Annotated in this window: 19 protein-coding genes and 2 pseudogenes; 13 read left to right on the top strand and 8 right to left on the bottom strand. The window is 48.7% G+C overall.

All coding sequences use genetic code 11. The features are described 5' to 3' along the window. The first annotated feature begins 14 nt into the window (after nucleotides 1-14). The 9 genes and pseudogenes from hisB (at nucleotide 15) to LBCZ_RS06650 (ending at nucleotide 6,255) form a co-directional block, all read left to right on the top strand. A complete protein-coding gene (gene hisB / locus LBCZ_RS06690) occupies nucleotides 15-599 on the top strand; it encodes an imidazoleglycerol-phosphate dehydratase HisB (protein ID WP_025012365.1) in 585 nt (194 codons plus the stop codon). Continuing rightward, a complete protein-coding gene (hisH, locus tag LBCZ_RS06685; protein ID WP_025012364.1) occupies nucleotides 599-1,225 on the top strand; it encodes an imidazole glycerol phosphate synthase subunit HisH in 627 nt (208 codons plus the stop codon). The genes hisB and hisH overlap by 1 nt, the downstream gene beginning before the upstream one ends. Beyond that, a complete protein-coding gene (gene hisA, locus LBCZ_RS06680) occupies nucleotides 1,203-1,952 on the top strand; it encodes a 1-(5-phosphoribosyl)-5-[(5-phosphoribosylamino)methylideneamino]imidazole-4-carboxamide isomerase (protein ID WP_025012363.1) in 750 nt (249 codons plus the stop codon). The genes hisH and hisA overlap by 23 nt, the downstream gene beginning before the upstream one ends. Beyond that, complete coding sequence (hisF, locus tag LBCZ_RS06675; RefSeq protein WP_025012362.1) at nucleotides 1,921-2,679, top strand: imidazole glycerol phosphate synthase subunit HisF; 759 nt, start codon at nucleotides 1,921-1,923, stop codon at nucleotides 2,677-2,679. Before hisA ends, hisF begins: the two co-directional genes overlap by 32 nt. Beyond that, entirely contained in the window at nucleotides 2,676-2,999 is a 324-nt protein-coding gene (hisI, locus tag LBCZ_RS06670) for a phosphoribosyl-AMP cyclohydrolase (protein WP_025012361.1), read from the top strand. The genes hisF and hisI overlap by 4 nt, the downstream gene beginning before the upstream one ends. A gap of 6 nt (nucleotides 3,000-3,005) precedes the next feature. Beyond that, nucleotides 3,006-3,338, top strand: coding sequence for a phosphoribosyl-ATP diphosphatase (gene hisE / locus LBCZ_RS06665; RefSeq protein ID WP_025012360.1), 333 nt, complete (start codon nucleotides 3,006-3,008; stop codon nucleotides 3,336-3,338). A gap of 75 nt (nucleotides 3,339-3,413) precedes the next feature. Then, nucleotides 3,414-4,505 carry a histidinol-phosphate transaminase gene (hisC, locus tag LBCZ_RS06660; protein WP_039639007.1) on the top strand — a complete coding sequence of 364 codons (1,092 nt, stop codon included), beginning with the start codon at nucleotides 3,414-3,416 and terminating at the stop codon, nucleotides 4,503-4,505. Nucleotides 4,506-4,657: 152 nt separating this feature from the next. Further along, nucleotides 4,658-5,456 (top strand): annotated as a pseudogene (locus tag LBCZ_RS06655) (fumarylacetoacetate hydrolase family protein). A 163-nt stretch (nucleotides 5,457-5,619) separates the two neighbouring features. Further along, nucleotides 5,620-6,255, top strand: a complete 636-nt coding sequence (locus tag LBCZ_RS06650) for a nitroreductase family protein (protein ID WP_025012359.1) — start codon at nucleotides 5,620-5,622, stop codon at nucleotides 6,253-6,255. A gap of 184 nt (nucleotides 6,256-6,439) precedes the next feature. On the opposite strand, the pseudogene LBCZ_RS06645 reads toward LBCZ_RS06650, so the two are convergent. Continuing rightward, a pseudogene (locus LBCZ_RS06645) lies at nucleotides 6,440-7,642 on the bottom strand (MFS transporter). A 97-nt stretch (nucleotides 7,643-7,739) separates the two neighbouring features. Between LBCZ_RS06645 and LBCZ_RS06640 the strand changes: the two are divergent. From LBCZ_RS06640 to LBCZ_RS06625, 4 genes are all read left to right on the top strand, one after another. Continuing rightward, nucleotides 7,740-8,435 carry a response regulator transcription factor gene (locus LBCZ_RS06640; protein WP_010488338.1) on the top strand — a complete coding sequence of 232 codons (696 nt, stop codon included), beginning with the start codon at nucleotides 7,740-7,742 and terminating at the stop codon, nucleotides 8,433-8,435. Beyond that, the gene (locus tag LBCZ_RS06635; protein WP_039639004.1) at nucleotides 8,428-9,387 is read left to right on the top strand and encodes a sensor histidine kinase; all 960 of its coding nucleotides are present in this window, start codon (nucleotides 8,428-8,430) and stop codon (nucleotides 9,385-9,387) included. Before LBCZ_RS06640 ends, LBCZ_RS06635 begins: the two co-directional genes overlap by 8 nt. Nucleotides 9,388-9,480: 93 nt before the next feature. Then, entirely contained in the window at nucleotides 9,481-10,251 is a 771-nt protein-coding gene (locus LBCZ_RS06630; protein ID WP_025012358.1) for an ABC transporter ATP-binding protein, read from the top strand. Continuing rightward, nucleotides 10,248-12,233, top strand: coding sequence for an FtsX-like permease family protein (locus tag LBCZ_RS06625; protein ID WP_025012357.1), 1,986 nt, complete (start codon nucleotides 10,248-10,250; stop codon nucleotides 12,231-12,233). Before LBCZ_RS06630 ends, LBCZ_RS06625 begins: the two co-directional genes overlap by 4 nt. 117 nt (nucleotides 12,234-12,350) lie before the next feature. Here LBCZ_RS06625 and LBCZ_RS06620 read toward each other — a convergent pair whose 3' ends face one another. From LBCZ_RS06620 to pflB, 7 genes are all read right to left on the bottom strand, one after another. Then, nucleotides 12,351-12,704: a hypothetical protein gene (locus LBCZ_RS06620; protein ID WP_025012356.1), complete on the bottom strand. Its 354-nt coding sequence runs from the start codon at nucleotides 12,702-12,704 to the stop codon at nucleotides 12,351-12,353. A gap of 104 nt (nucleotides 12,705-12,808) precedes the next feature. Next, nucleotides 12,809-13,930 carry a tyrosine recombinase XerS gene (gene xerS / locus LBCZ_RS06615; protein ID WP_025012355.1) on the bottom strand — a complete coding sequence of 374 codons (1,122 nt, stop codon included), beginning with the start codon at nucleotides 13,928-13,930 and terminating at the stop codon, nucleotides 12,809-12,811. Between the two features lie 1,054 nt (nucleotides 13,931-14,984). Further along, entirely contained in the window at nucleotides 14,985-15,917 is a 933-nt protein-coding gene (locus LBCZ_RS06610) for a manganese-dependent inorganic pyrophosphatase (RefSeq protein WP_025012354.1), read from the bottom strand. A gap of 28 nt (nucleotides 15,918-15,945) precedes the next feature. Then, nucleotides 15,946-16,935, bottom strand: coding sequence for a LysR family transcriptional regulator (locus LBCZ_RS06605; RefSeq protein ID WP_052253368.1), 990 nt, complete (start codon nucleotides 16,933-16,935; stop codon nucleotides 15,946-15,948). Between the two features lie 45 nt (nucleotides 16,936-16,980). Beyond that, a complete protein-coding gene (locus tag LBCZ_RS06600) occupies nucleotides 16,981-18,033 on the bottom strand; it encodes an IS30 family transposase (protein ID WP_041084708.1) in 1,053 nt (350 codons plus the stop codon). A gap of 275 nt (nucleotides 18,034-18,308) precedes the next feature. Continuing rightward, on the bottom strand, nucleotides 18,309-19,160 hold the full coding sequence (pflA, locus tag LBCZ_RS06595; RefSeq protein ID WP_025013527.1) for a pyruvate formate-lyase-activating protein: 852 nt from the start codon (nucleotides 19,158-19,160) through the stop codon (nucleotides 18,309-18,311). A gap of 138 nt (nucleotides 19,161-19,298) precedes the next feature. Then, nucleotides 19,299-21,560 carry a formate C-acetyltransferase gene (gene pflB, locus LBCZ_RS06590; RefSeq protein ID WP_039639000.1) on the bottom strand — a complete coding sequence of 754 codons (2,262 nt, stop codon included), beginning with the start codon at nucleotides 21,558-21,560 and terminating at the stop codon, nucleotides 19,299-19,301. Nucleotides 21,561-21,598 lie beyond the last annotated feature (38 nt).

The following is a 21,598-nucleotide window of genomic DNA, read 5'->3' as shown; positions in this document are numbered from 1 at the left end:
AAGGAGGTATTCCCATGCGAACAGCCACGATTACCCGAACAACCAAAGAAACCCAAATTACGATTAGTCTCAACCTTGATCAGCAAAGCGGTATTGCCATCGATACGGGCATAGGGTTTTTTGACCATATGCTAGAGGCGTTTGCCAAGCATGGCCGCTTTGGTCTGACAATCAAAGCCCAAGGCGACCTAGATGTTGACCCGCATCACACGATTGAAGATACCGGTATCGTCTTAGGCAGTTGTTTCAAGCAAGCGCTCGGTGACAAAGCGGGTATTGAACGTTTTGGCAGCGCCTTTGTCCCCATGGATGAAACACTGGCGCGCGTGGTCGTCGATCTTTCCGGCCGCGCTTATCTGGTATTTGCTGCCGAGTTAACCAACCAACGACTGGGCGGCTTTGACACGGAAGTCACCGAGGATTTTTTTCAAGCAGTTGCCTTTGCCGGCGAGTTTAACCTGCATGCTGCTGTTTTATATGGACGTAATACCCATCATAAAATTGAGGCCTTGTTCAAAGCGCTCGGTCGCAGTATGCAGGCGGCCGTTTCCGAGAATCCGGCTGTCAAGGGAATTCCTTCAACTAAGGGAGTGATTTGATGATTGTCATCGTAGACTATGACACCGGCAACACGCTTAACGTCAAAAAAGCACTTGACTATCTGGCAATCGATAATCAGCTTTCCGCCGATCCCGCCGTTATCATGGCAGCAAGCGGTCTGATTTTGCCAGGCGTGGGCGCCTTCAAAACAGCCATGAACGCCTTACAGCAAAGACATCTCATCTCGGTGATTCAGGCCTTCGCCGCCACTGGTAAACCATTACTGGGCATCTGCTTAGGCATGCAGCTCTTGTTTGATCGCAGCGAGGAGTTTGGTGAAACGCAAGGCCTAGGGCTTATCCCCGGACAGGTGGTCGCGATTCCGACAAAAGAAGGCATCTCTATCCCACACATGGGCTGGAACCCCAACACGCTGACCCAAGACGATCCGTTTGCGGCAGGATTTGCCAATCAAGCGACCTATTTCGTGCATTCTTATTACGTCCAGACCAAAAGCGCATATACACTTGCCACAACCGATTACGGACAACCACTGACCAGTATCGTTCGGCGCCAAAATATTCTCGGCACGCAATTTCACCCAGAAAAAAGCGGTGCGATTGGCCTTGCCGGTTTGCAGCGTTTTAAGGAGATGACCGACCATGCAACTTTATCCAGCCATTGATTTATTAGCCGGCAAAAGCGTCCGCTTAACGCAAGGCGATTACCAACGCGTCAGTTTAAGCGCAGACCCGCTGGACCAGGTGGCACGGTTAAATGCTGCGGGTTTAACCCGTCTGCACTTGGTTGATTTAGACGGCGCCCGCGCCCAACAACCGATTAATCAAGCTGCCATCAAGACCATTCGCCAACACACCTCGGCGTTTATCGAACTTGGCGGCGGTATTCGCAATCTGGCAACGATGAATGAATATCTGACAGCCGGTATTGATCGCCTTGTCCTCGGTTCCGTTGCCATTACGGATCCTGAAATGGTTGAGCAGGCGATTGCGCAATTTGGTTCACGGCGAATTGTTGTCGGCATTGACGTTCGCTCTGGCAAAGTCGCCACAAACGGCTGGCTGACCACGACTCGGCAAAACGCCGTGGACGTGATGAAAACGATGCAGGCAGCCGGTGTGCAGACAGTGATCGTGATCGATATTGGCCGGGATGGCACGATGCAAGGGCCAAATGTTAATTTACTCAGGACGCTTCAACACGCCATCCCTGAGATCAACATTGTGGCCAGTGGTGGTGTTCGGACGCTGACTGACTTAACCGCGTTGCGCACAGCCGGCATTCACGCGGCCATTATCGGCAAAGCGTGGCAAACCGGCGCCATCGAACTGAACAAGCTCAAAGAATTGGAGGATGACGATGCTGACCAAACGAATTATTCCATGCCTTGATGTCGATCAGGGACGGGTTAAAAAAGGCGTTCATTTCATTCAACTCAAAGATGTCGGCGACCCGGTTGCCATCGCCAAAGCTTATGAAGCTCAAGGAGCTGATGAACTTGTCTTCTTGGACATCACCGCCACGACTGACGCCCGTCAAACAATGACGCAGACAGTGGCCGCAGTGGCAGCGCAGGTTTTCATGCCGCTCACGGTTGGCGGGGGGATTCGCTCAGTCGCCGATATGCATGACTTGTTACGGGCCGGAGCGGACAAGATTGCTTTAAACTCGGCCGCTGTGAAGCAGCCGGAACTTATCACGGCGGGTGCCGAGACATTCGGCAGTCAGGCGGTCGTAGTCGCCATTGACACCCGGTGGCAACCTGAGCGCCAACGCTATCAGGTCACAATTAATGGTGGCCGCACGCCGGTGGATCTCGATGCCATTCAGTGGGCCAAACAGGCAGTCGTCGCCGGAGCAGGCGAGCTATTGGTCACATCAATGGACGCTGATGGCACTCAGGAGGGCTTGGACTTAGCCCTATATCGCCAATTAAGTGCCGCGGTAACAGTTCCCATTGTCGCATGCGGCGGTGCAGGTTCCGCCGAAGATTTCGTTGACTTGTTCAAAGAGACAGCCGTTTCGGCCGGCCTCGCCGCGTCCATTTTCCATTTTGGTCAATTAACCATCCCCGAAGTCAAAAAGGTTTTAAAACAAGCAAAGGTGGCGGTTCGATGATAGCGCTCGATTTTAATAAGGCATCGGGTTTGATCACAACGGTTATTCAGGATGCTCAAACCAAACAGGTTTTGATGGTGGCATATATGAATGCCGAAAGTCTGGAGAAAACTCTGACAACCGGTGAAACCTGGTTTTGGTCGCGCAGTCGCCAGATGTTGTGGCACAAAGGTGAAACTAGCGGCAACATCCAAAAAGTCCAATCAATCGCCGTTGACTGCGATGCGGACACGTTGCTGATATCGGTTCTACCCGCTGGTCCCGCCTGTCACACCGGGCACACGAGTTGTTTTTATCGCACTTATGCAAGAAAGGAATGACCTGCCATGACAGCTGCCAAACAAAGTATCACCGAACTATATGAACTCATCAAAGACCGCCAAACCCAGCCAATTCCCGGTTCCTATACGGATTATCTCTTCACCAAAGGACTCGACAAGATTCTAAAAAAAGTCGGCGAAGAAAGCACCGAGGTCATTGTCGCTGCCAAAAATCCTGATGACGCCGCCTTCGTCCTCGAAGTCGCTGATTTGACTTATCACGTTCTGGTGTTGATGGTTGAACGGGGTATTACGCTTGATCAGATCGAAGTGGAATTGGCAAGTCGCGAAGGGAAAATGAGTCGTCTGAAGGAACGCAGCAGCATCAATAAATATTGACGGCTGAATAGCCAGTGGGCGTCATACATCTAACGACACTGGCTCACGCTCGTTTTTTTACAAGGAGGAAGACCCGTGCTTAAACATACCGTTAAGCATTTAAAACCTTATACCCCAGAAAAACCGCTGGATGATTTGAAAAAAGAGTTAGGTTTAACCAACCTGGTCCGAATGTCGGCAAACGAAAATCCTTTTGGTACCAGTTCTGAAGTGAAACAGGCGGTAGCTAGCTGGAACTTTGCGCAAAGTCGTGATTATCCGGACGGTAACGCGAGTCAGTTGCGCATGGCGGTGGCTAACCAACTTCATGTTGCGAGTGAGCAGCTTGTGTTTGGTAACGGTCTTGACGAAGTGATTGCCTTAATTGCCCGAACCTTTTTGGAGCCGGGGGATGAAGTTGTCGAGCCTTGGCCGACGTTTTCCGAATACCGGTTGCATGCCGAAATTGAAGGCGCCAAGGTGGTGGATGTCCCGATTCAGTCCGAAACCGGCAACTTCGATCTAGCCGCGATGGTGCAGGCTATCACACCCCGAACAAAGCTGGTATGGTTATGTAACCCGAACAATCCCACCGGCACACTGCTATCACTGGCGGCCTTAACCCGGTTCATGCGCCAAGTACCGGAAAATGTACTGGTTCTGGTGGATGAAGCTTATATTGAGTTTACCGACGATTATCCCGCCACAAGTGCAATCAGCCTGCTGCCGCAATTTGACAATCTGGTTGTCTTACGTACGTTTTCCAAAATCTACGGGTTGGCTAATTTTCGCGTTGGTTTTGGGATTTTTCCGAAGCAGCTGGTCGCCTATCTTCAGTCGGTACGCTTGCCTTATAATCTCAGTACCATCGCACAATTGAGCGCCCAGGCTGCATTGGCTGATCAGGCATTTGTTCAGACAACACGAAGCCGCGTTCAGCAGGCACGTCGCAGCTGGGAAACTTTTTTGACCGATAGTGCGTTGCCGCATTACACCAGCCAAACGAACTTTCAATTCTTTCAGGCACCACAAACTCGAGCGCAAGCCCTCAAGCGGGAATTGCTTCAGCACGGCTTTCTTGTTTGTGACGGACTCATGCCTGGCTGGTTAAGGATCACCTTTGGAACAGCCGAGCAGAATCAAGCCGTCCAACAAGTTATTCAGGCGTTTCAGACGAATCTTCACTGAGGGTAAAAATGGAATCAAACTTTAAGATCATTGCCTCCGCATTACTTGGAATCAACTCAGCCGCTGTTGCCACGGTCAATGGGTTTGGCACCGGAACGATTCAGAAGTAAACTGAAGGCGTACCTTAATACTTCTGAAAGGAAGTTTTTCAAGTGAAAATTGCCAACATTGGCGGCCGACCGTACCTGATCACGTCAGCATCGACTGCCCAACCGATTATGAATGCGCCAGATGTTTTGACTGCCTTAACGCAGCCGGCATCATTAACGCTCGGGTCGACCGTTCAATTTAGCGCTGACCAGCTGGAAGCACCTCTCACGACTAGCCAGCAGATCTTTGCAATTGGGATGAACTTTTTGGATCACTCGGAAGAAATCCATATCAAGTTACCAACGGTTCCAAGCGTTTTTACCAAATTTAGCAGTTCATTGGCCAAGCCGACTGCCACAGTGCGCATGCATGGGCCCAAAACCGACTGGGAAACCGAGTTAGTCGTGGTGATCGGGCTTTGGTGGCCGCAATATTCCTGAAGGCGAGGCGATGCGCCATGTTGCCGGCTGGATGGTCGGTGAAGATTTAAGCGATCGGGCGATTCAGTTTGCCAATGCGGAACCGCAATTTTCTTTGGCAAAGTCGTTTCAAAATTATTCTCCCATCGGTCCGTGGATCACATCACCTGACGAAACCGCCAATCTGGACCAGCTGCAAATCACGACAACGGTCAATGGTCAGGTGATGCAACAGGCAAGTCTGGACCAACTGATTTTTAAAGTGCCGACGTTAATCCATTATCTTAGTGGGATTGTGGCGTTGCAGCCAGGCGATCTCATCTTCACCGGAACGCCGAGTGGTACAGGGGTTGGCCGCGACCCGCAAGTCTTTTTGAAGCCTGGCGATCAAGTGACAGCGGCGATTACAGAATTAGGTGCATTACAGTTGACGATGGCATAGCGGGCTAATGATGGCGCTTCCATTCTTCTTATAAAGCCTATACCATTTTTAAATATCACTAGGAAAACGCCAACATTTAGCGTATCCTAAAGATGTTCAAAAACATTAGCGCGTTCCCAGGTGTAGAAGCCGGCGCGCGCTCACAATCTAAGAGGTGAATTTGATGTTGGAAAATAATAACTTTGATGAAGTCGTCATGAAACGCCACACTGCACGCGAATTTGATCCGGAAATTACTATCAGCAAAGGCGAATTGCTGCAAATGATCACCTATGCGACAAAAGCGCCAAGCGCACTCAACATGCAACCGACCCGTTTTGTCGTTGCCCAAAGTAACGCAGCAAAAGAAAAAATCGCCAGCGTGGCCGGAACTAATGCACCGGAAATTCTGTCCGCATCCGCGGTTGTGCTTGTCGGTGGTGAACTGGATTTAGCGCCATTTGAAGCAGAACTGTTCAAGCGAGCAGCGGCAGCAGGTTTGCTGACCGACCGCGCCGTCGAGCATCAAAAACCCATGATTGAGAATCTGGTGGCATCTTTCCGGACCGACAAACAGGCGTTGCGTGAATTCATCATTCAAAACAGCAGTCTGGCCGCGATGTCCTTCATGTTGGCTGCGCGCGCTTATGGTTATGAAACTGGAGCAATGACTGGCTTTGATCACGAGAAAATCCTACCGGCACTGGATCTTGATCCTGCGCACTTCATGCCGACACTGCTTATCGCGGTGGGTAAACCTAAGAACGCGCCGGACTCACTTTATCGGATCCCAGCAAGCAAAGTCACCTTTTTTAAATAAACATATCACTCGAAATGATCTGCGGGGGGAAGCCATGGTGATCGAATTAACGTAACGTCCTCTACCAGCAACTCTTCAGCGATTTTAAGCTTGAGTAGAAAAATGCTTCATCACATATCGAGCCGTTGCCCGACCCATTGTGATGAAGCATTTTTGAATACAGCATAATCGCCAGCATGCGTTGCTACCAGCGCAATTTTTTTAACCGCTGCCAGAACCAGTAGGCAACGCCAATTAATAATAGCCCAGTGATGATGAAGATCCATCCGATTGGCACCCAGTCTGCCAATGGTCCATACGCCAACATCGCCAGCGGATAGATACCAGTCGATAGGATTGCCCATAACGAAAAGACGCGCCCTAACTTATCTGCTGGTACGTTCTCCTGCAGATAAATTGTCTGGCCAGCTTGAATCAACGGATAAAAAATCCCGGAAATAAACATGAAGAACAGATAAGTGATGAACGGCTGCTTAAGCCCCATTTCCGCAAACGCAATCCCGCTGCCGGCAAACCCAATGGCGATGAGACCAAGCTGATCGCGGAACTTTTTGTGGCGGGCAATAAACAGGCCCCCTAAGCCAGCACCGATCGTCCACGACCATTCGTTGAACGTCAAATGCCAGACTTCCGAGCCAAATGTCCGATTCACATACAACGTTGATAGTTGCGAGGATGGCGCAATTAAAATAAAGGCCGCGCCGGTAAACAACATGAACGCCAACAGCAACGGTGTATTCCCCACGTAACGCAGGCCGGCCAAGATCCCATTTTGCCGTTTGCTGGCTCGATCCCGGCGTGCAGTTGGCGTCGGTACGTGAACCACCCCTATGCAAAGTACTGCTAACACCGCCGTCAGAGCATCAATGACGAAAATCCAGAAGATTCCCAAGTCGCTTAAAATATAGCCCGCTAACAACGGTGACATCACCAGCATCGCCGCCATCAAAATTTGATTGTAGCCATTCACCCGCGTAATTTGCTTGGCTGGCACCAGCTGCGGCAATAAGGCATTGGCCGCCGGATTTTCCAGTCCGTTGCCAAAGCTGCGGATCACGGCAATCACCAGCAACAGCCACAGCTCCTAAGTCACAAAAGCAAACACGTAGGCAACAGCGAGGGTCAAAACCGTGACCGCAACGGCAGAGAGGACAATCAGCCATTTTCGATTGTACCTATCAGCCAAAACTCCAGCGGATAAGGAGATTAAAATCGCCGGTAACGAAGTCGCCAATGATACATACGTCATCCACGCGCCTGAAGACGTTTTTAAGGCAATGTCCCAAAGCACCGCAAAAAAGACGGTTGACGTACCGAAAACAAATAAATTTTGACTTAACAGAAAGGCCGCAGTTTGTCCTTGCCAGCCGATTTTTGATTGTCCCAACTTAAACACCTGAAATCAGTTAAAATAGAAACTGACTTTAGTGTAAATCAAAAGATCAAAAAAACCCACGAATCACCACGAAGGGAGCGCAATGAGCATGCCCCAAAAGATTTTTATTGTTGAAGATGACGATGTAATCGCTAAAACGATCGCCAATTACCTGAATCGCTGGGCGTTCACGGTCAGCCTGGTTAAGAAGTTTGACCAGGTTGACGAAGAGATTCGCGCCGCGGCACCGGACCTCGTGATTATGGACATCAGTCTGCCATATTTTAACGGCTTTCACTGGCTAAGCGAGCTACGCAAGCACAGCAACGTACCGGTTATTTTTCTGACGAGTTCCGGCGATGATATGAACCTCGTGATGGCCATGAACCTGGGTGCTGACGACTTTTTAGCCAAACCGATCGAATTGCCGGTTTTGTTGGCGAAGATTCAGGGGATGCTGCGGCGGACTTATCAGTATCAGCAAACCGAGACTAATTTAACCCACGACGACTTCACGCTGGTGCCGACCGATAATCAGCTACGCTCACCAGCAGGCGTGCTTGATATCACACCCACTGAGACTAAATTGTTGAGCCTTTTGTTTAGTGCCAATGGCGAAGTTGTGACCCGCGAAGCCATGATCGAAAAATTGTGGGAAGGCGACGAGTTTATCGACCGCAATGCATTGGCCGTAAATATGAATCGGCTGCGCAAGAAAGTCGCACCGGTTGGCTTGGCGCAACTGATTGAGACGGTCAAGGGCAAAGGTTACCGGTTAGCCAGCAAGGAGGCCGGCCATGATTAAGGCTTATTACCATGCACGCTGGATGGTTTGGTTAAGCCTGCTCACGTTGCTTCTAACCGGTTTATTGGCAAATTGGCTGGTTAATGTCTCAATCGAGGTCATCCTTAATATGTGGCTGTTCGCCCTGATTCCGTTACTCGTGATTGGCGGTTACGATCTGTGGCGTTTTAACCGGGAATGGCAGCAATTACAAGAGGGTGTCTCGTTGCTGGACGATACCCAAATCACCGATCCGTTGGGCCGCGCATATTACCAAAAAATCCAGTCTTTGCAACAAACTGTGCGAAAAAACAGCGACACCTACCGCGATCGCGAGCAGGAAATGTTAGACACCTTGCAGTTGTGGACGCATCAAATCAAAACGCGGCTAACGGCTTTGGATTTGCTACTGCAGGTAGAACCGTTCAATGCAAACGACGCCCGGCTGGAAATCAGCAAAATCAATCGCTATCTGACGGTGATGTTAAACTACCTCAAACTGACAACCCTCAACACCGATCTGGTTTTAACCGAGGTGGCGTTGAAACCACTCGCCAACGAAACCGTTCGCGATCTAGCCAAATTGTTCATTGCCAAAGATTTAACGGTCTCCGTCGAAGCATTGCCAACCGTTGTCAGTGATAGTCAGTGGCTGCGGTTTATTTTTGAACAACTCTTGACGAATGCCATTAAATACACGCCGCGCGGGTCCATCCGGATTTACGCAAAAGGGGATGCCGTTTTTGTCGCCGACATGGGTATCGGTATTCTGCCAGAAGACCTACCGCGGATTTTTGAACAAGGGCATTCCGGCTATAACGGGCGCGCCACGCAAAAGGCAAGCGGACTGGGTTTGTTCCTTAGCCGTCAGATCGCCGAAAAATTAGGCTTGCGGTTAACGGTGACGTCAAAAGTCGGCGTTGGCAGTACGTTTGCGATTCATTTTCCCCAAACCCGATGGCTGGCAGAGTAAGTCAGCTTACCAGCTTGTAAGCAACTGCAGCCGACTGTAAGTAGTTTTAGGGTGCCATCCCTTTTAAGCTAGTCAGTGAAAGGGGAAGATCGTATGTCAACGTTACTTAAATTAAAAAATGTCGAAAAAACCTATACAAGTCGGGGCGCCCAACCCGTTCAAGCATTGGTTAATATCAGTTTTACAGTCGAATCAGGCGAATTCGTCGCCATTATGGGGGAATCCGGATCCGGTAAAAGTACGCTGCTGAACCTGATTGCGACACTGGATAACCCTACAGGCGGTGAAATCACCCTCAACGGCCAGGATCTCCGCAAAGTTAAAGAAGGGGCACGTGCTAAATTCCGGCGGGAGCACCTTGGTTTTATTTTTCAGGATTTTGACTTGCTTGATACCTTCAACGTGCAAGACAACATTTTTCTGCCACTGGTTTTGGCAAAAAAGCCGTTAGCCGTCATGAAAGAGCGCTTGGCTAAACTCGCACCGCGGTTGGGCATCAGCGACCTCTTACAAAAGTATCCGTACGAGCTCTCCGGCGGCCAGCAGCAACGGGTCGCCGCCGCCCGCGCCATGATCACCGAACCGGAAATTCTGCTGGCCGATGAGCCGACTGGGGCGCTTGATTCCAAAACTTCGAGCGAACTCTTGGACTTGCTGACAGACGTGAATGCCCAGAGTCAGCAAACCATTCTCATGGTGACGCATAGTGCCATTGCTGCCAGCCATAGCAAGCGGGTACTTTTCATCCAGGATGGCCAAATTTTCCATCAACTTTACCGGGGCGAACTTGATCAACCGGAATTCCTGACCCGAATCAGCGAGACGATGACGGCGATGCTGACGAAGGAAGGCGAAGGGCAATGAAATTCTATTTCAAACTGGCCGCCACCAACCTCAAAGCAGACCGCCGCTTATTTGTCCCATTTGTCATCACCACCAGCTTTCTAATGGCGATCAATCTGATCATGCTAAATGCCTATGCCAGCAGTGATGTTCTGTTCAGCGAATTTGGCGCCTCGGCTGGCAGATCGCTGTTCATGTTTGGCTCGGTCATTACCGCAATCGTCTCCATCATTTTAGTGATTTATGCCAACAATTTTCTTCGCAAGCAACGCATCCGTCAGCTCGGTTTGTACAACATCATCGGTTTTGGCAAAGGCGAACTCAGCAAAATGATGGCCATCGAAAAATTGCTGCTTCTGTTGGCAACATTGCTATTGGGCGGTGCTTTGGGAACAGTCCTGTCGCGGATTAGCTATCTGACACTGGCCAAGGTGCTGCATGTCAACCACCACCTTGAGTTTGGTCTGAGCCAACAAGCCTTCAGCATTGCCGGCATCATCACAATCGGACTCTTCATCATCTTAATGTTCATCGATGAAATCTGGCTTATTCGCAAGCAGCCAATTGACATTGTTCGCGAACAAAGCGCCGGTGAGCGGGAACCGAAGATTGCGTGGTTCACGCTGATTTTCAGCCTTGTATGTTTAATCGCCGGCTATACACTGGCCGTTGTCATCACCAATCCGCTGGAAGCCATGAACATGTTTTTCTTTGCGGTCATACTGGTCATCACAGGAACATATGGCTTATTCACGTCGGGTTCGGTTTTTGTCTTAAAATGGCTGCGACGTCGAAAAAACTATTACTACCAGCCTAAGCATTTCATTAATGTCTCGAATCTGCTTTACCGAATGCAACAAAACGGCGCCGGTTTAGCATCAATTGCCATTTTGGTGACCATGACCCTCATTACGCTGGCCACGACCGCCACGCTTTTCTTTAGTATCAATGAAATCGTTAACGCACAAACGCCCGTCGACTTATCTTATTCCCTTAAAACAAATGATGCCGAAGCTGCCAATCGCGTCACCGAGCTGGCCAAAACCCATCACGTCCGTATCCGATCAATTCGCACGTTTGCTGGTCCTTCCAGCACGTTGGCATTGCTTGAAAAAAACCGGTTGAATTCCCAAAACAGTATCAACGGGCCGTTTGGGTTTGACAATGCCCGCAGCGTCCAGTTGATGACCATTGCGAACTACAATCGGTACACGGGACAACACCGTTCGCTGAATGGAAACAATATTCTTATTTACACGTCCAATCATTTCGCTGGCAATACTCTGACAATCGGGAAGCAAACTTACCATGTCGCAACGCGGGTTTCAAGCTTTCCCAATGCACCGAAAACGTTTATTCCCAATCTTTTCGTCGCATTTCCATCTGAAACACAAATGCTCGCGGCATTGCATCATTTGTACCCGAAAAAGACAATGGCCGAGCTTAAAACAGATGTCACCACGAATCAGGATTTAATGTTGAGCGGCAGTCATGTCAACCAAACTAAGCTGTATCAAGATTTAAACAAAAGTGGCATCGCACTTCCTGACACTGTTCAGTCCCGCGCCGTCAACTACGACGATACCGCCAGCATGATGAGCAGCTTTCTGTTCCTCGGCATCGTCTTTGGTGCCACGTTTATCTTGGCGACCTTGCTGATACTTTACTACAAGCAACTGGCGGAAGGTTATGCTGATGAGCGGCGTTACACCATTCTCCAGCGAGTCGGCTTAAGCCTACGCGAGGTGCGGTCAACCATCAACAGCCAACTGCTCATGCTGTTTTATCTGCCGTTAGTCGTTGCTGCCATCCACGTTGGCTTTGCCTTGCCATTCGTGCAGCGAATCATGATGCTGTTTGGCCTGCCTGATTGGCAATTCTTCTTGACCGTTTCACTCATCACGTTAGCCATTTTTGCCGTGATCTACGTGTTAATGTATCGTCTAACCGGCAACGTTTATTACCGCATCGTTTCCCGCCGCCAACCAACCAGTCGCAGGTAGGTAAGGGGGCTCTGGCGATAGTCCGGTGACCACCAAAACTCTAAAAAAAGTGCCGTTCCTGACCCATCGTTTATTTACAACGATACTGTCAGAAACGGCACTTTTAGTTGTTATGTCTCAAGCCGGCTGCAAGGCTTTAATCTCGGCAATCAGCTTAAGCAGGTTTTGTTCAGCGGTTTGATAATCGGCCATTTTATCGGCAAATTGTTCATCAAAACCGGCAAGGCCACCTGCCGCAAAAGCGTATTCGAATGGATAAACTGCTTCATAGGCAGCCGCAAACCGCTTTAGCAGATCATGATACTGCTCACCGCCAAGCTGTATGGCCATCTGAATCACCCGAAAATCCGTATAAGCCATTTCGAATTGAACGGCCCAAACCCGCATGAAATCATGCCGCGCCTGAATATGCAGAAAATGGTGCTCGGTGGTCCAAGCCAGCCGGTTCACTGAATCCTTAACATCCAACACAATGAATCACGCCTTTCTATTTACCCTTATGCTAACTGGCTTCATTATAAGCCTGTCCATGCAAAAACGCCTGAATAACACCCGTCTAGGCTAATTCAGGCGCACTAGTTTTCATGCGGTTGTTGGGTGTGCCGATCCAACGCCTTGGCTGCTGTTTCAGAAACCTCACGCAGCGCGGCTTTTCCACGTTTATCGCTTAGGTTAATGTAAAGATCAGTCGCACTTGTGGTCGTCTGCCCAAGCTGATCGGCCACTTGTTGCACATCCTTGGTCACCGTATAAATATTCGTCCCTAACGTATGCCGCGCTTTATGCGGTGTGGATGGTCGACCATAAGCCGTCGTGTAACGTTTAAAAAAAGCCTCGATCGTATTTTGGCGAATCCGCTTCACAGTTTGACCAACCTGCGTTACAAACAGCGGCGAGGTCGGCTTTTGATAGCCAATAATGGCCGCACGTTGTTGTAAATACGCGGTGAGATAGGGGTCAATCCAGTCCGCAAAATTCACCCGATCCTGAAAATTGCCTTTGCGCACAACCTGCACCGTGTGTCGGTCCATATTCAAATCTTCCAGATTCATATTGACCAACTCACTCACACGCACACCAGACCCAAACAGCAACGCAATAATCGCCAAGTTGCGCTGTTTGGCTGCATTAAAGTAAGCCCGTTGCTTCGAAGGTAGCTGATGGGCATAAACCTGATCCAGCCAATGCAAAAACTTAGCATCTTCACCGTCCACAAACAGCATTTCCTGCAATTTGTGATTGCGATAAGCCGTCGTCTCGGCGTGGGTTTTTAATTTAACCTTATTCCAGACATTGCGGTAAAAGTAAGGCTCACCGTCTTCATGCGGTTCACTTTCCTCGGTCAAAAATCGATAAAGCGCCTTGATGCCCACTAATCGCAAGGCAACACTACGCCGCGTCATCCGTTTATTTGGATGCGTTTTGGAAGGCCGCTCTAGCAGATAAGCCATAAAAGCCTGCGCATCGCGTAAAGAAAGGTGCTCCAGTGTTTCAAGCGGCACAGATTGCGGGGAAGTGGCGGTCGTCACGCCGCTAGCGATCAGCCAGTCAAGAAACTCCTGATAAAAATGCAGATACTGGTAAAGGGTAGAGTCAGCAATCGGAATTGCTTTTTGACTGTGATAGTAGTCCTGAATGTAGTCAGGCAAAGAGGGCAGCATGGCGTGGATTAATTTTGGATAATTCTGAGTCGACAAACATCATCACCTCGAACATATGTTTTCTTCTAGATAATGCTAGTATACCTGAAAAAAGAGGCTGGTGCCGAGGAAGATGAGCGACTTAACCGCGATTTAACGCAGATTGTTTCGGCAAAATGATGTGAGACTGTATTGAATAAAGTTCTAGCTTTATCCAAAGGTAAACGTCAAAGCCTGGTTAAGGTCGCCAAATCCCGTTAATTCTTAAACGTGTTTATTGATCCGAATTTATGTATGAAAACTCGCTCGCACCACCGAACTTTCGAACTTTAAAATTCGCCGTCTGCAGCACTGGATGCTGCTTGCTACTGGAAAAATTCAGTTGGTGGTTGTTGTTTGGCTACAATTTTGAACAAGCTTCAGCAATTCATCATGAATCAGCTATCAGCCAAAATATGCGGCCATCACAAAAGTGGCAATCATGCAACAATTGATTGATTTCTGCCAGTCTGGGCAAATTTACTGATTATCCGATAAATGTCCGTTTAAGCCAAAACATCTGCATAAAGTTTGCTGATCAGTCATCGTACATAAAATTTGCAAAAAATTCTTAACCTCGAATCAAACCGCTGCTTTTGCGCCGATCTCGTTGCTGTTAAAAAATTTCCGATATCCACGAGTGGGGGAGTGTACTAGGAAGAATTTACTGCCCGGCAAAATATAGCGAAAAGTGCCGTTCCCTGATTCTCCATTCTAGTTTACATAATATATATTATACGAAGTAGTGCGCAGATCGTTGATGTCGCAGATTTTCTAAGAAGTTAACTTAAATTCCGCAACCCTAGCATTCTCGTGTGCTCATTGAACTGCTCAGTCGAACGCAGCGGGAATTTCCGGCACTCATACAGTCAATCAAGTCTACATCAAATCTTGATTCACAAAAAATTGCTATCCATGGTTGATCATCACGACATCAAGCTTTCAACTGAACCAGTCGCCCAGTTTAGCTTCAGTGCTCAATCGCCATCTTGCCCGGCTTAGACAATACAAAAAATCGCAGCTGAACGTTCTTGGCTGCGATTCAATCAAACATATTCGTCAAACTGGCAAATTAACCTTCAAATGCTTTTTGCATCGGCGGTACGACTTGCTTCTTACGCGAAACCACCCCTGGCAATGCCAAACGAGCGTTCGTATCGAACTTTTCGTTAAATGCTGCCGCTACTTTATCGCGGTCAGCACCAACAGCAAAGCCAGTTGAGTTGCTGTTCAAAATATCCGTTGCGATCAGAAGAAAATCGTCATAGCCTTTCGCTTGTGCTTCTTTGGTCATGGCGTTCAACAGATCATCCTGACGCGCATAGATGTCATCCAGATCGACGGTATTGACCTGACCGATCCGGATCGACTTGCCGCCCATTGTGAAGCTCTTGGCGTCGCCTTCGATAATATCCATATCAGACTTAGCAGCCAAATTAGTGCCAGCCTTCAGCATGGCTAAACCGTACGATTGCAAATCAATCCCCGCAATTTTAGCCATTTCAGGCAGAATCTTTTTATCCTTGTCCGTGGCAGTTGGTGATTTCAGCAACAAGGTGTCTGAGATCAGCCCTGACGCCATCAATCCAGCTAATGCTGGTGAGATCGTGTAGCCGTGCTCCTGGAACAATTCAAAGATCACGGTATTCGTGCTGCCAACCGGTTCTGCGCGATAGAACAGCGGTGCAGCGGTGTGGAAGTTCGCAATCCGGTGATGATCAACCACTGACGCAATCTGCACGTCCTCGATATCAGCAACACTCTGCTGAAATTCGTTATGATCTACCAGCATCACAGTGTCGGTTTCATTTGCTGCGGTTTTAATGACACGCGGTGCTTGAACCTTGAAATGATCCAAGACAAACTTAGTCTCGTCATTTGGTTCACCGAGTGCTACTGCTTCAACATCTGTGTTGCCAGCCTGCTTTTGAAACTCGGCCCAGCTCATGGCACTGGTAATCGCATCCGTATCTGGGTTTTGATGTCCAAAAATCAAAGTCGTCATATTAATCGATCGCTCCTCAGCTCAGTATTTACCTTTCAATCTTACCACTGTTTTCGCCGACCCGCGACAGATAATCTTTTTCCGCCAGATAAGCATCAAATGTCTTAAAAAAGTTCGCAATCCGCGGAATGTCGGCCTTTTCTTTGCGATAGACGAACGAGGTCTCAAAGCGAATGGCCGGTTCGAATGAAACAGCATGGGCTTTGATTTGATCAGCGTGGGCCGTCACAAAACTCGTCGGCAAGGCAGTATTCACGCCGGTGTGATTAACAAACTGCGTAAGTTGATATGGCGTGGTAAAGTGCGCCACCACATGCGGAAAATCAACCATCTGATTCTTGTAGGCTTCGTGAAGCATCTGCCCCAGGAAATAATCATCCGGATAAGTAACCCATGGTTCAGCAAGCGTATCTTTAAAATGAAGGCGCTTACGGTTTGCCAACGAATCGTCATGATGTAAGAACAGCAACTGCTCATCGAGAATTTTCTTGCTGGCATATGGTTTCCAGTTCTTGATCGTCTCGTCAGGTAGATTCATAATCGCCAAATCAACCTGATTGTTTTCTAGTGCTTCCCATATTTCGTGGCGTGTCATCATCCGCAAAGTAATTTCAACTTCGGGATTCAAATCATAGTAATGGGCAATGAAAGCGTTAAAGGCGCTGTCTTCAATCGAACTCAATAGCCCAATATTAATTTTACCCACAGTGGCGCTGGTAGTTTGCTGAATCTCGTCGGTCGTCTGATTCAGAATCTCATAAATCTCGTGTGTTGCCTTCAACATCGTCTGACCGGCATCCGACAAATGCAGTTTTTTCCCGACAGAATAGAACAGCGGTGCTCCCACCGTCCGCTCCAGCTTCTTAATTTGCTGCGTTAAAGCGGGCTGGGTAATGCCCAACAGCTGAGCAGACTGGGTATAGTTCATCGTTTCTGCGAGTTGCAGAAAATACGTGAGAGTCTTGGAGGAAAAAATGCGTAAATTGCAAGAACAAGTTAGCCAGTCGTTGAGGACAATCCCAGAACAGGCCGTTATCAAATAGAAGTTGTGGCGCTAGAGAGACTACTGGGCCATGCGGCGAACGCGCCGAGCTTCGGCCTCAAAGTTTTGCTGGGGTGTGCAGTAGCCCTGTTGTTTGCGAGGCAACTGATTCAAGCGGTCTTGCGTGGCCTGCACTTGACTAGGGCTAATGTCATCTAGGGACATGCCCTTAGGGAAGTCCTGGCGGATCATCCGGTTATGTGCCTCGTTGGTGCCACGGTCGCAGGACGTGTAAGGATGGGCGTAGAAGATCTCAGTTTCCGTCCCAGCAAAAGCAGTATTTAAGGCGGTGAACTCGGGTCCGTTGTCGGCTGTGATGGTCTTGATGCAAGCTCCCCATTCGCGCTTGATTCCACGCAATGCATAGCTCACAGAGTCTGCATCTCGTCCTTCGATCAAGCGGAGAAGTTGGCAACGGGTCTTGCGCTCAATCAGAGTCAAGATGACGCTCTCCTTGCCATTGCGTTTACCGACAATGGTATCCATCTCCCAGTGACCGAACTGCCTGCGTCGTTCAACGACCTTAGGCCGTTCCTCGATACTGCGGCCAGCCAGGCGCTTAGCCTTGGTGTGGTGCTGGTGAGAGGTCTTCCGCTTAGTCTTCTCCAACAGGTCGATATTTCGAATCTCTAGGCGTTGGTCGTCAATGTACTGGTACAAAGTCGAGGCACAAACAAGCTCTTCAGGAGTAAACAGCTTGTGTCGCTTGGCATAGCCGAATGAAGCATCCGGCGACCATTTGTCCTGCTTAGCTCGCTGTACGTACCAGGCTAAGAAGACCTGTACGCTGGCGAACTTGTCAGGACGATGGCAGCTCAAGCGTGCAGTCTCGTAACGAGCCTGAGCAGCCTCTGGCAGGTATTGTCGATGGTAGACGCGCTTGCCATTACTCTTCTTGACCTGATCTACTGTACCTCGCTTGATTTCATTATTAATGGTCTGCGGGCAGACGCCAATTTCAGCAGCAATCCAACGATTGGACTTCCCAGCTTGGCGGAATCCGGCCACTTTTCCGCGCTCGAGTGATGTTAAGTGCTGACCTTTTTGGCGGTGTGTGCTATCCTGTTTCTGCATCAAGACAATATCCTCTTCCATTGTTTGGGTAGGAACTTCAATGATACAGGATATCTGTTCTTGATGTTTTTTATTGTCCAAAAAATTTTGAGACAGTGGCTAACTTGATTCTAAAATGCGCGGGAGGAAAAAATGCGCTCTTGCTTCGTTTTCATGGGCGGCTTCCCTTTCATTTATAAATTTATAATACTGATCAATCATCATCATAAGTGGCATTTAAAAAAAACGCAACAGATTTGACGCGTTTTTAATCGTTACGTTAAGTTCTAACTAAACTACGCCTTGGTAGCCGGACGCGGACGCCAATTTTGCCAACCAGTGTAATCTTGGACATGCAACAGATTTTCCGCGTTCTTAACTCGATCTGCTGATGGTGGTTCGATGCCTTCCAGTGGATAGGTAATGCCAAGTTCATGGTATTTTTTGACCCCCAGCGTGTGGTAAGGAAGGATTTCGACTTTTTGAACCACATGCTTGTCTAACGTTGCGATGTAATCCCCTAACCGTTTAAGGTAAGGATCAAAATCGGTACGTTGTGGTACCAACACGTGTCGAATCCACATATCATCGCCGTGGGCAGACATATACTGAACCATATCCAAAATGTTTTCGTTCGGGAATCCCGTTAATTTCTTGTGCTCAGCCGAATCAATGTGCTTAATATCCACCAATGAAATATCCGTGACCGCCATGAGTTTCTCAAACTGACCAAACCAAGGCTGATCGCGGGTGAATGGGCCACCTGACGTATCGAGACAAGTAGAAATGCCGAGTTCCTTGGCTTTAGTAAAGAGCTCAAGGATAAAGTCGATTTGCACCAGACTTTCCCCGCCACTGCATGTAATACCGCCTTGTTCGCCCCAGAAAGCCTTATAACGCTGTGCATCCGCCAAAATCTGATCAGCGGTCATTTCCTCACCGACGCCGATATTCCAAGTGTCAGGATTGTGACAGTATTGGCACCGCATACGGCACCCTTGCATGAAAACGACAAAGCGAATCCCGGGTCCATCGACTGAGCCGAAGCTTTCGACCGAGTGAACGTAACCCTTAATTGGCCCTTCATGATCCTGCCCGACCTGTTCCAAAATGTTTAACGGGCTTTGTGATTGATCGATAAGTTTCATCTATGCCGCCTCCACTGCTAGTATGCTGATAGTTTTCAAACGATTTTCATTTCAGTTTGTCAAAAAACGGCAACAGCAACGTTGCCGTCTTTTGACAAAACAGGAATGACTTCCTGTTTTGATGTTGAGTTAACTGGATTACATTTCGTCGAAGAATGTCCGTGCGATAACGTCATCCTGCTGTTCCTTTGTCAGGTCCGCGAAGTATACGCAATAGCCTGAAACCCGGACAGTTAAGGTTGGGTATTCTTCTGGGTGCTTCTGTGCATCGATCAACGTTTCCTTGTTGAAGACGTTGATGTTTAGATGCATGCCGCTGTTCTCCATATAACCGTCGACCATGTGAACCAAGGTATCCTTACGGGTTTCATCATCATGTCCCAGGGTATTTGGTGTAACCCCGAACGTGTTGCTGATACCGTCAGTTGCGTAGTGATACGGAATCTTAGCGGTGGACATCAAGGAAGCCAAAGCACCGTTCTTTTCTGCGCCGTATGCCGGGTTGGCACCTGGTGAGAATGGTTCGCCTTTCTGACGGCCGTTTGGTGTTGTCCCGGTGTTCTTACCATAAACCACGTTGGAGGTGATGGTCAGAACACTGGTACTCAACTTGGCACCGCGATACAGATGATGGGTGTTCATCTTATTGTAGAAGGTCTTCACCAACCACTTAGCGATGTTGTCGGCCCGATCGTCATTGTTACCATAACGCGGATAGTCGTCGTTGTCAGCAACAAAGTCAACCGCAATACCATTTTCATCGCGAATCACTTTAACGTGACCATACTTGATAGCGCTGATGGAATCAACCGCATGGGAGAGACCTGAAATCCCAGTGGCAAAAGTCCGGTTCAGGCGGGTGTCCTTCAATGCCAATTGTGCTGCTTCGTAGTAATACTTGTCATGCATGTAGTGAATGACATTCAGCGCATTAACATAAACGTCAGCTAGCCAGTCCATCATCTTGTCGAACTTCTTCATGAATTCGTCGTAATCGATGTAATCACTGGTGATTGGTTCATATTCAGGACCCACTTGTGCTTCCTGGATTTCGTCTTTACCACCATTGATGGCATATAAAACGGTCTTTGCCAGGTTAGCCCGAGCGCCAAAGTACTGAACGCCGTCAGCGATCGGCTGTGCGGATACACAGCAAGCGATGCCATAATAGTCCGTGCCCCATTCGTTACGCATCAGATCATCATTTTCGTATTGAATGGTTGAACTTTGGATGGAGACTTCAGTTGCGTAGCGCTTGAAGCCTTCTGGCAAGCGTTCGCTCCACAACAACGTAATGTTTGGTTCCGGTGCTGCACCCATGTTGTCTAAGGTCTTCAGGAACCGGAAAGCGGTCTTGGTGACATGATGCCGACCATCATTACCCATGCCAGCCAAGGACAGGGTTGCCCAGATCGGATCGCCGGAGAAGAGTGAATTATATTCTTCAGTCCGAATGAACCGAACCATCCGCAATTTCATAACCAAATGATCAATCAGTTCCTGAGTCTGTTCTTCGTTTAACTTGCCGAGACGCATATCCCGTTGAATGTAGGCATCGATAACCGTATCGATCCGGCCAACGGACATCGCCGCACCATTTTGCGTCTTAACGGCTGCCAGATAGCCAAAGTAAATCCATTGAACGGCTTCTTGAGCGTTTGCAGCTGGCCGAGAAATGTCATAGCCATATTCTTTAGCCATTTTCTTCATATCGTTCAACGCACGATATTGTTCGTTAATTTCTTCGCGCAGTTTGATGACATCATCGGTCATTTCGCCATCGCCGGTCAGGTTGTAGTCGTTCACCTTTTCTTCCATCAACCGATCAATACCATAGATGGCAATCCGTGGGAAGTCTGAGACGATTCGGCCACGGCCATAAGCATCAGGCAACCCAGTCACGATCTTGTAGTGACGAGCCTTGCGCATTTCTGGTGTATAAGCATCAAAAACGCCTTGGTTATGGGTTTTACGATATTCGGTGAAAATCTTGTGTTCGGCAGGATCGGTTTCGAAGCCATAAGCTTTCAACGCATCTTCTGCCATCCGAATACCACCAAACGGCATGAATGCACGTTTGAATGGCTTGTCGGTTTGAACACCGACAATCTTTTCGAGATCTTTGTTGAGATAGCCAGGGCCATGTGACGTAATGGTTGATGGAATGTTGTTGTCTGCATCCAAAACGCCGCCATTGGCACGTTCTTGCTTCTTCAAGTTCAGAACCTGATTGTTCAAAACAGTTGTTGCTTCAGTGGGGCCAGCAAGGAAACTCTCGTCCCCATCATATTGGTTCAGGTTATGCTCGATAAAATCGCGCACATTGATTTCTTCTTGCCAGTCACCGCCGTTAAAGCCTTCCCAATAATTAGGAACTTTGGTTTCGTCAAGCTGTTTCATAGGTGTTTGCCTCCTAAAGTGAATTACAGATGTGACAG

The sequence above is a fragment of the Lacticaseibacillus casei DSM 20011 = JCM 1134 = ATCC 393 genome (assembly GCF_000829055.1).
GTDB classification, from domain to species: Bacteria; Bacillota; Bacilli; order Lactobacillales; family Lactobacillaceae; genus Lacticaseibacillus; species Lacticaseibacillus casei.
Note: the sequence above shows the minus strand (reverse complement) of the source record. Positions and strands in the feature narration are given on the sequence as shown.

Bases quoted from the DNA above. Each gene is read 5' to 3' on its own strand.
- hisB (WP_025012365.1), top strand. From the start codon at position 15: ATGCGAACAGCCACGATTACCCGAACAACCAAAGAAACCCAAATTACG.
- hisH (WP_025012364.1), top strand. From the start codon at position 599: ATGATTGTCATCGTAGACTATGACACCGGCAACACGCTTAACGTCAAA.
- hisA (WP_025012363.1), top strand. From the start codon at position 1,203: ATGCAACTTTATCCAGCCATTGATTTATTAGCCGGCAAAAGCGTCCGC.
- hisF (WP_025012362.1), top strand. From the start codon at position 1,921: ATGCTGACCAAACGAATTATTCCATGCCTTGATGTCGATCAGGGACGG.
- hisI (WP_025012361.1), top strand. From the start codon at position 2,676: ATGATAGCGCTCGATTTTAATAAGGCATCGGGTTTGATCACAACGGTT.
- hisE (WP_025012360.1), top strand. From the start codon at position 3,006: ATGACAGCTGCCAAACAAAGTATCACCGAACTATATGAACTCATCAAA.
- LBCZ_RS06650 (WP_025012359.1), top strand. From the start codon at position 5,620: ATGTTGGAAAATAATAACTTTGATGAAGTCGTCATGAAACGCCACACT.
- LBCZ_RS06640 (WP_010488338.1), top strand. From the start codon at position 7,740: ATGCCCCAAAAGATTTTTATTGTTGAAGATGACGATGTAATCGCTAAA.
- LBCZ_RS06635 (WP_039639004.1), top strand. From the start codon at position 8,428: ATGATTAAGGCTTATTACCATGCACGCTGGATGGTTTGGTTAAGCCTG.
- LBCZ_RS06630 (WP_025012358.1), top strand. From the start codon at position 9,481: ATGTCAACGTTACTTAAATTAAAAAATGTCGAAAAAACCTATACAAGT.
- LBCZ_RS06625 (WP_025012357.1), top strand. From the start codon at position 10,248: ATGAAATTCTATTTCAAACTGGCCGCCACCAACCTCAAAGCAGACCGC.
- LBCZ_RS06610 (WP_025012354.1), bottom strand. From the start codon at position 15,917: ATGACGACTTTGATTTTTGGACATCAAAACCCAGATACGGATGCGATT.
- LBCZ_RS06600 (WP_041084708.1), bottom strand. From the start codon at position 18,033: ATGCAGAAACAGGATAGCACACACCGCCAAAAAGGTCAGCACTTAACA.
- pflA (WP_025013527.1), bottom strand. From the start codon at position 19,160: ATGAAACTTATCGATCAATCACAAAGCCCGTTAAACATTTTGGAACAG.
- pflB (WP_039639000.1), bottom strand. From the start codon at position 21,560: ATGAAACAGCTTGACGAAACCAAAGTTCCTAATTATTGGGAAGGCTTT.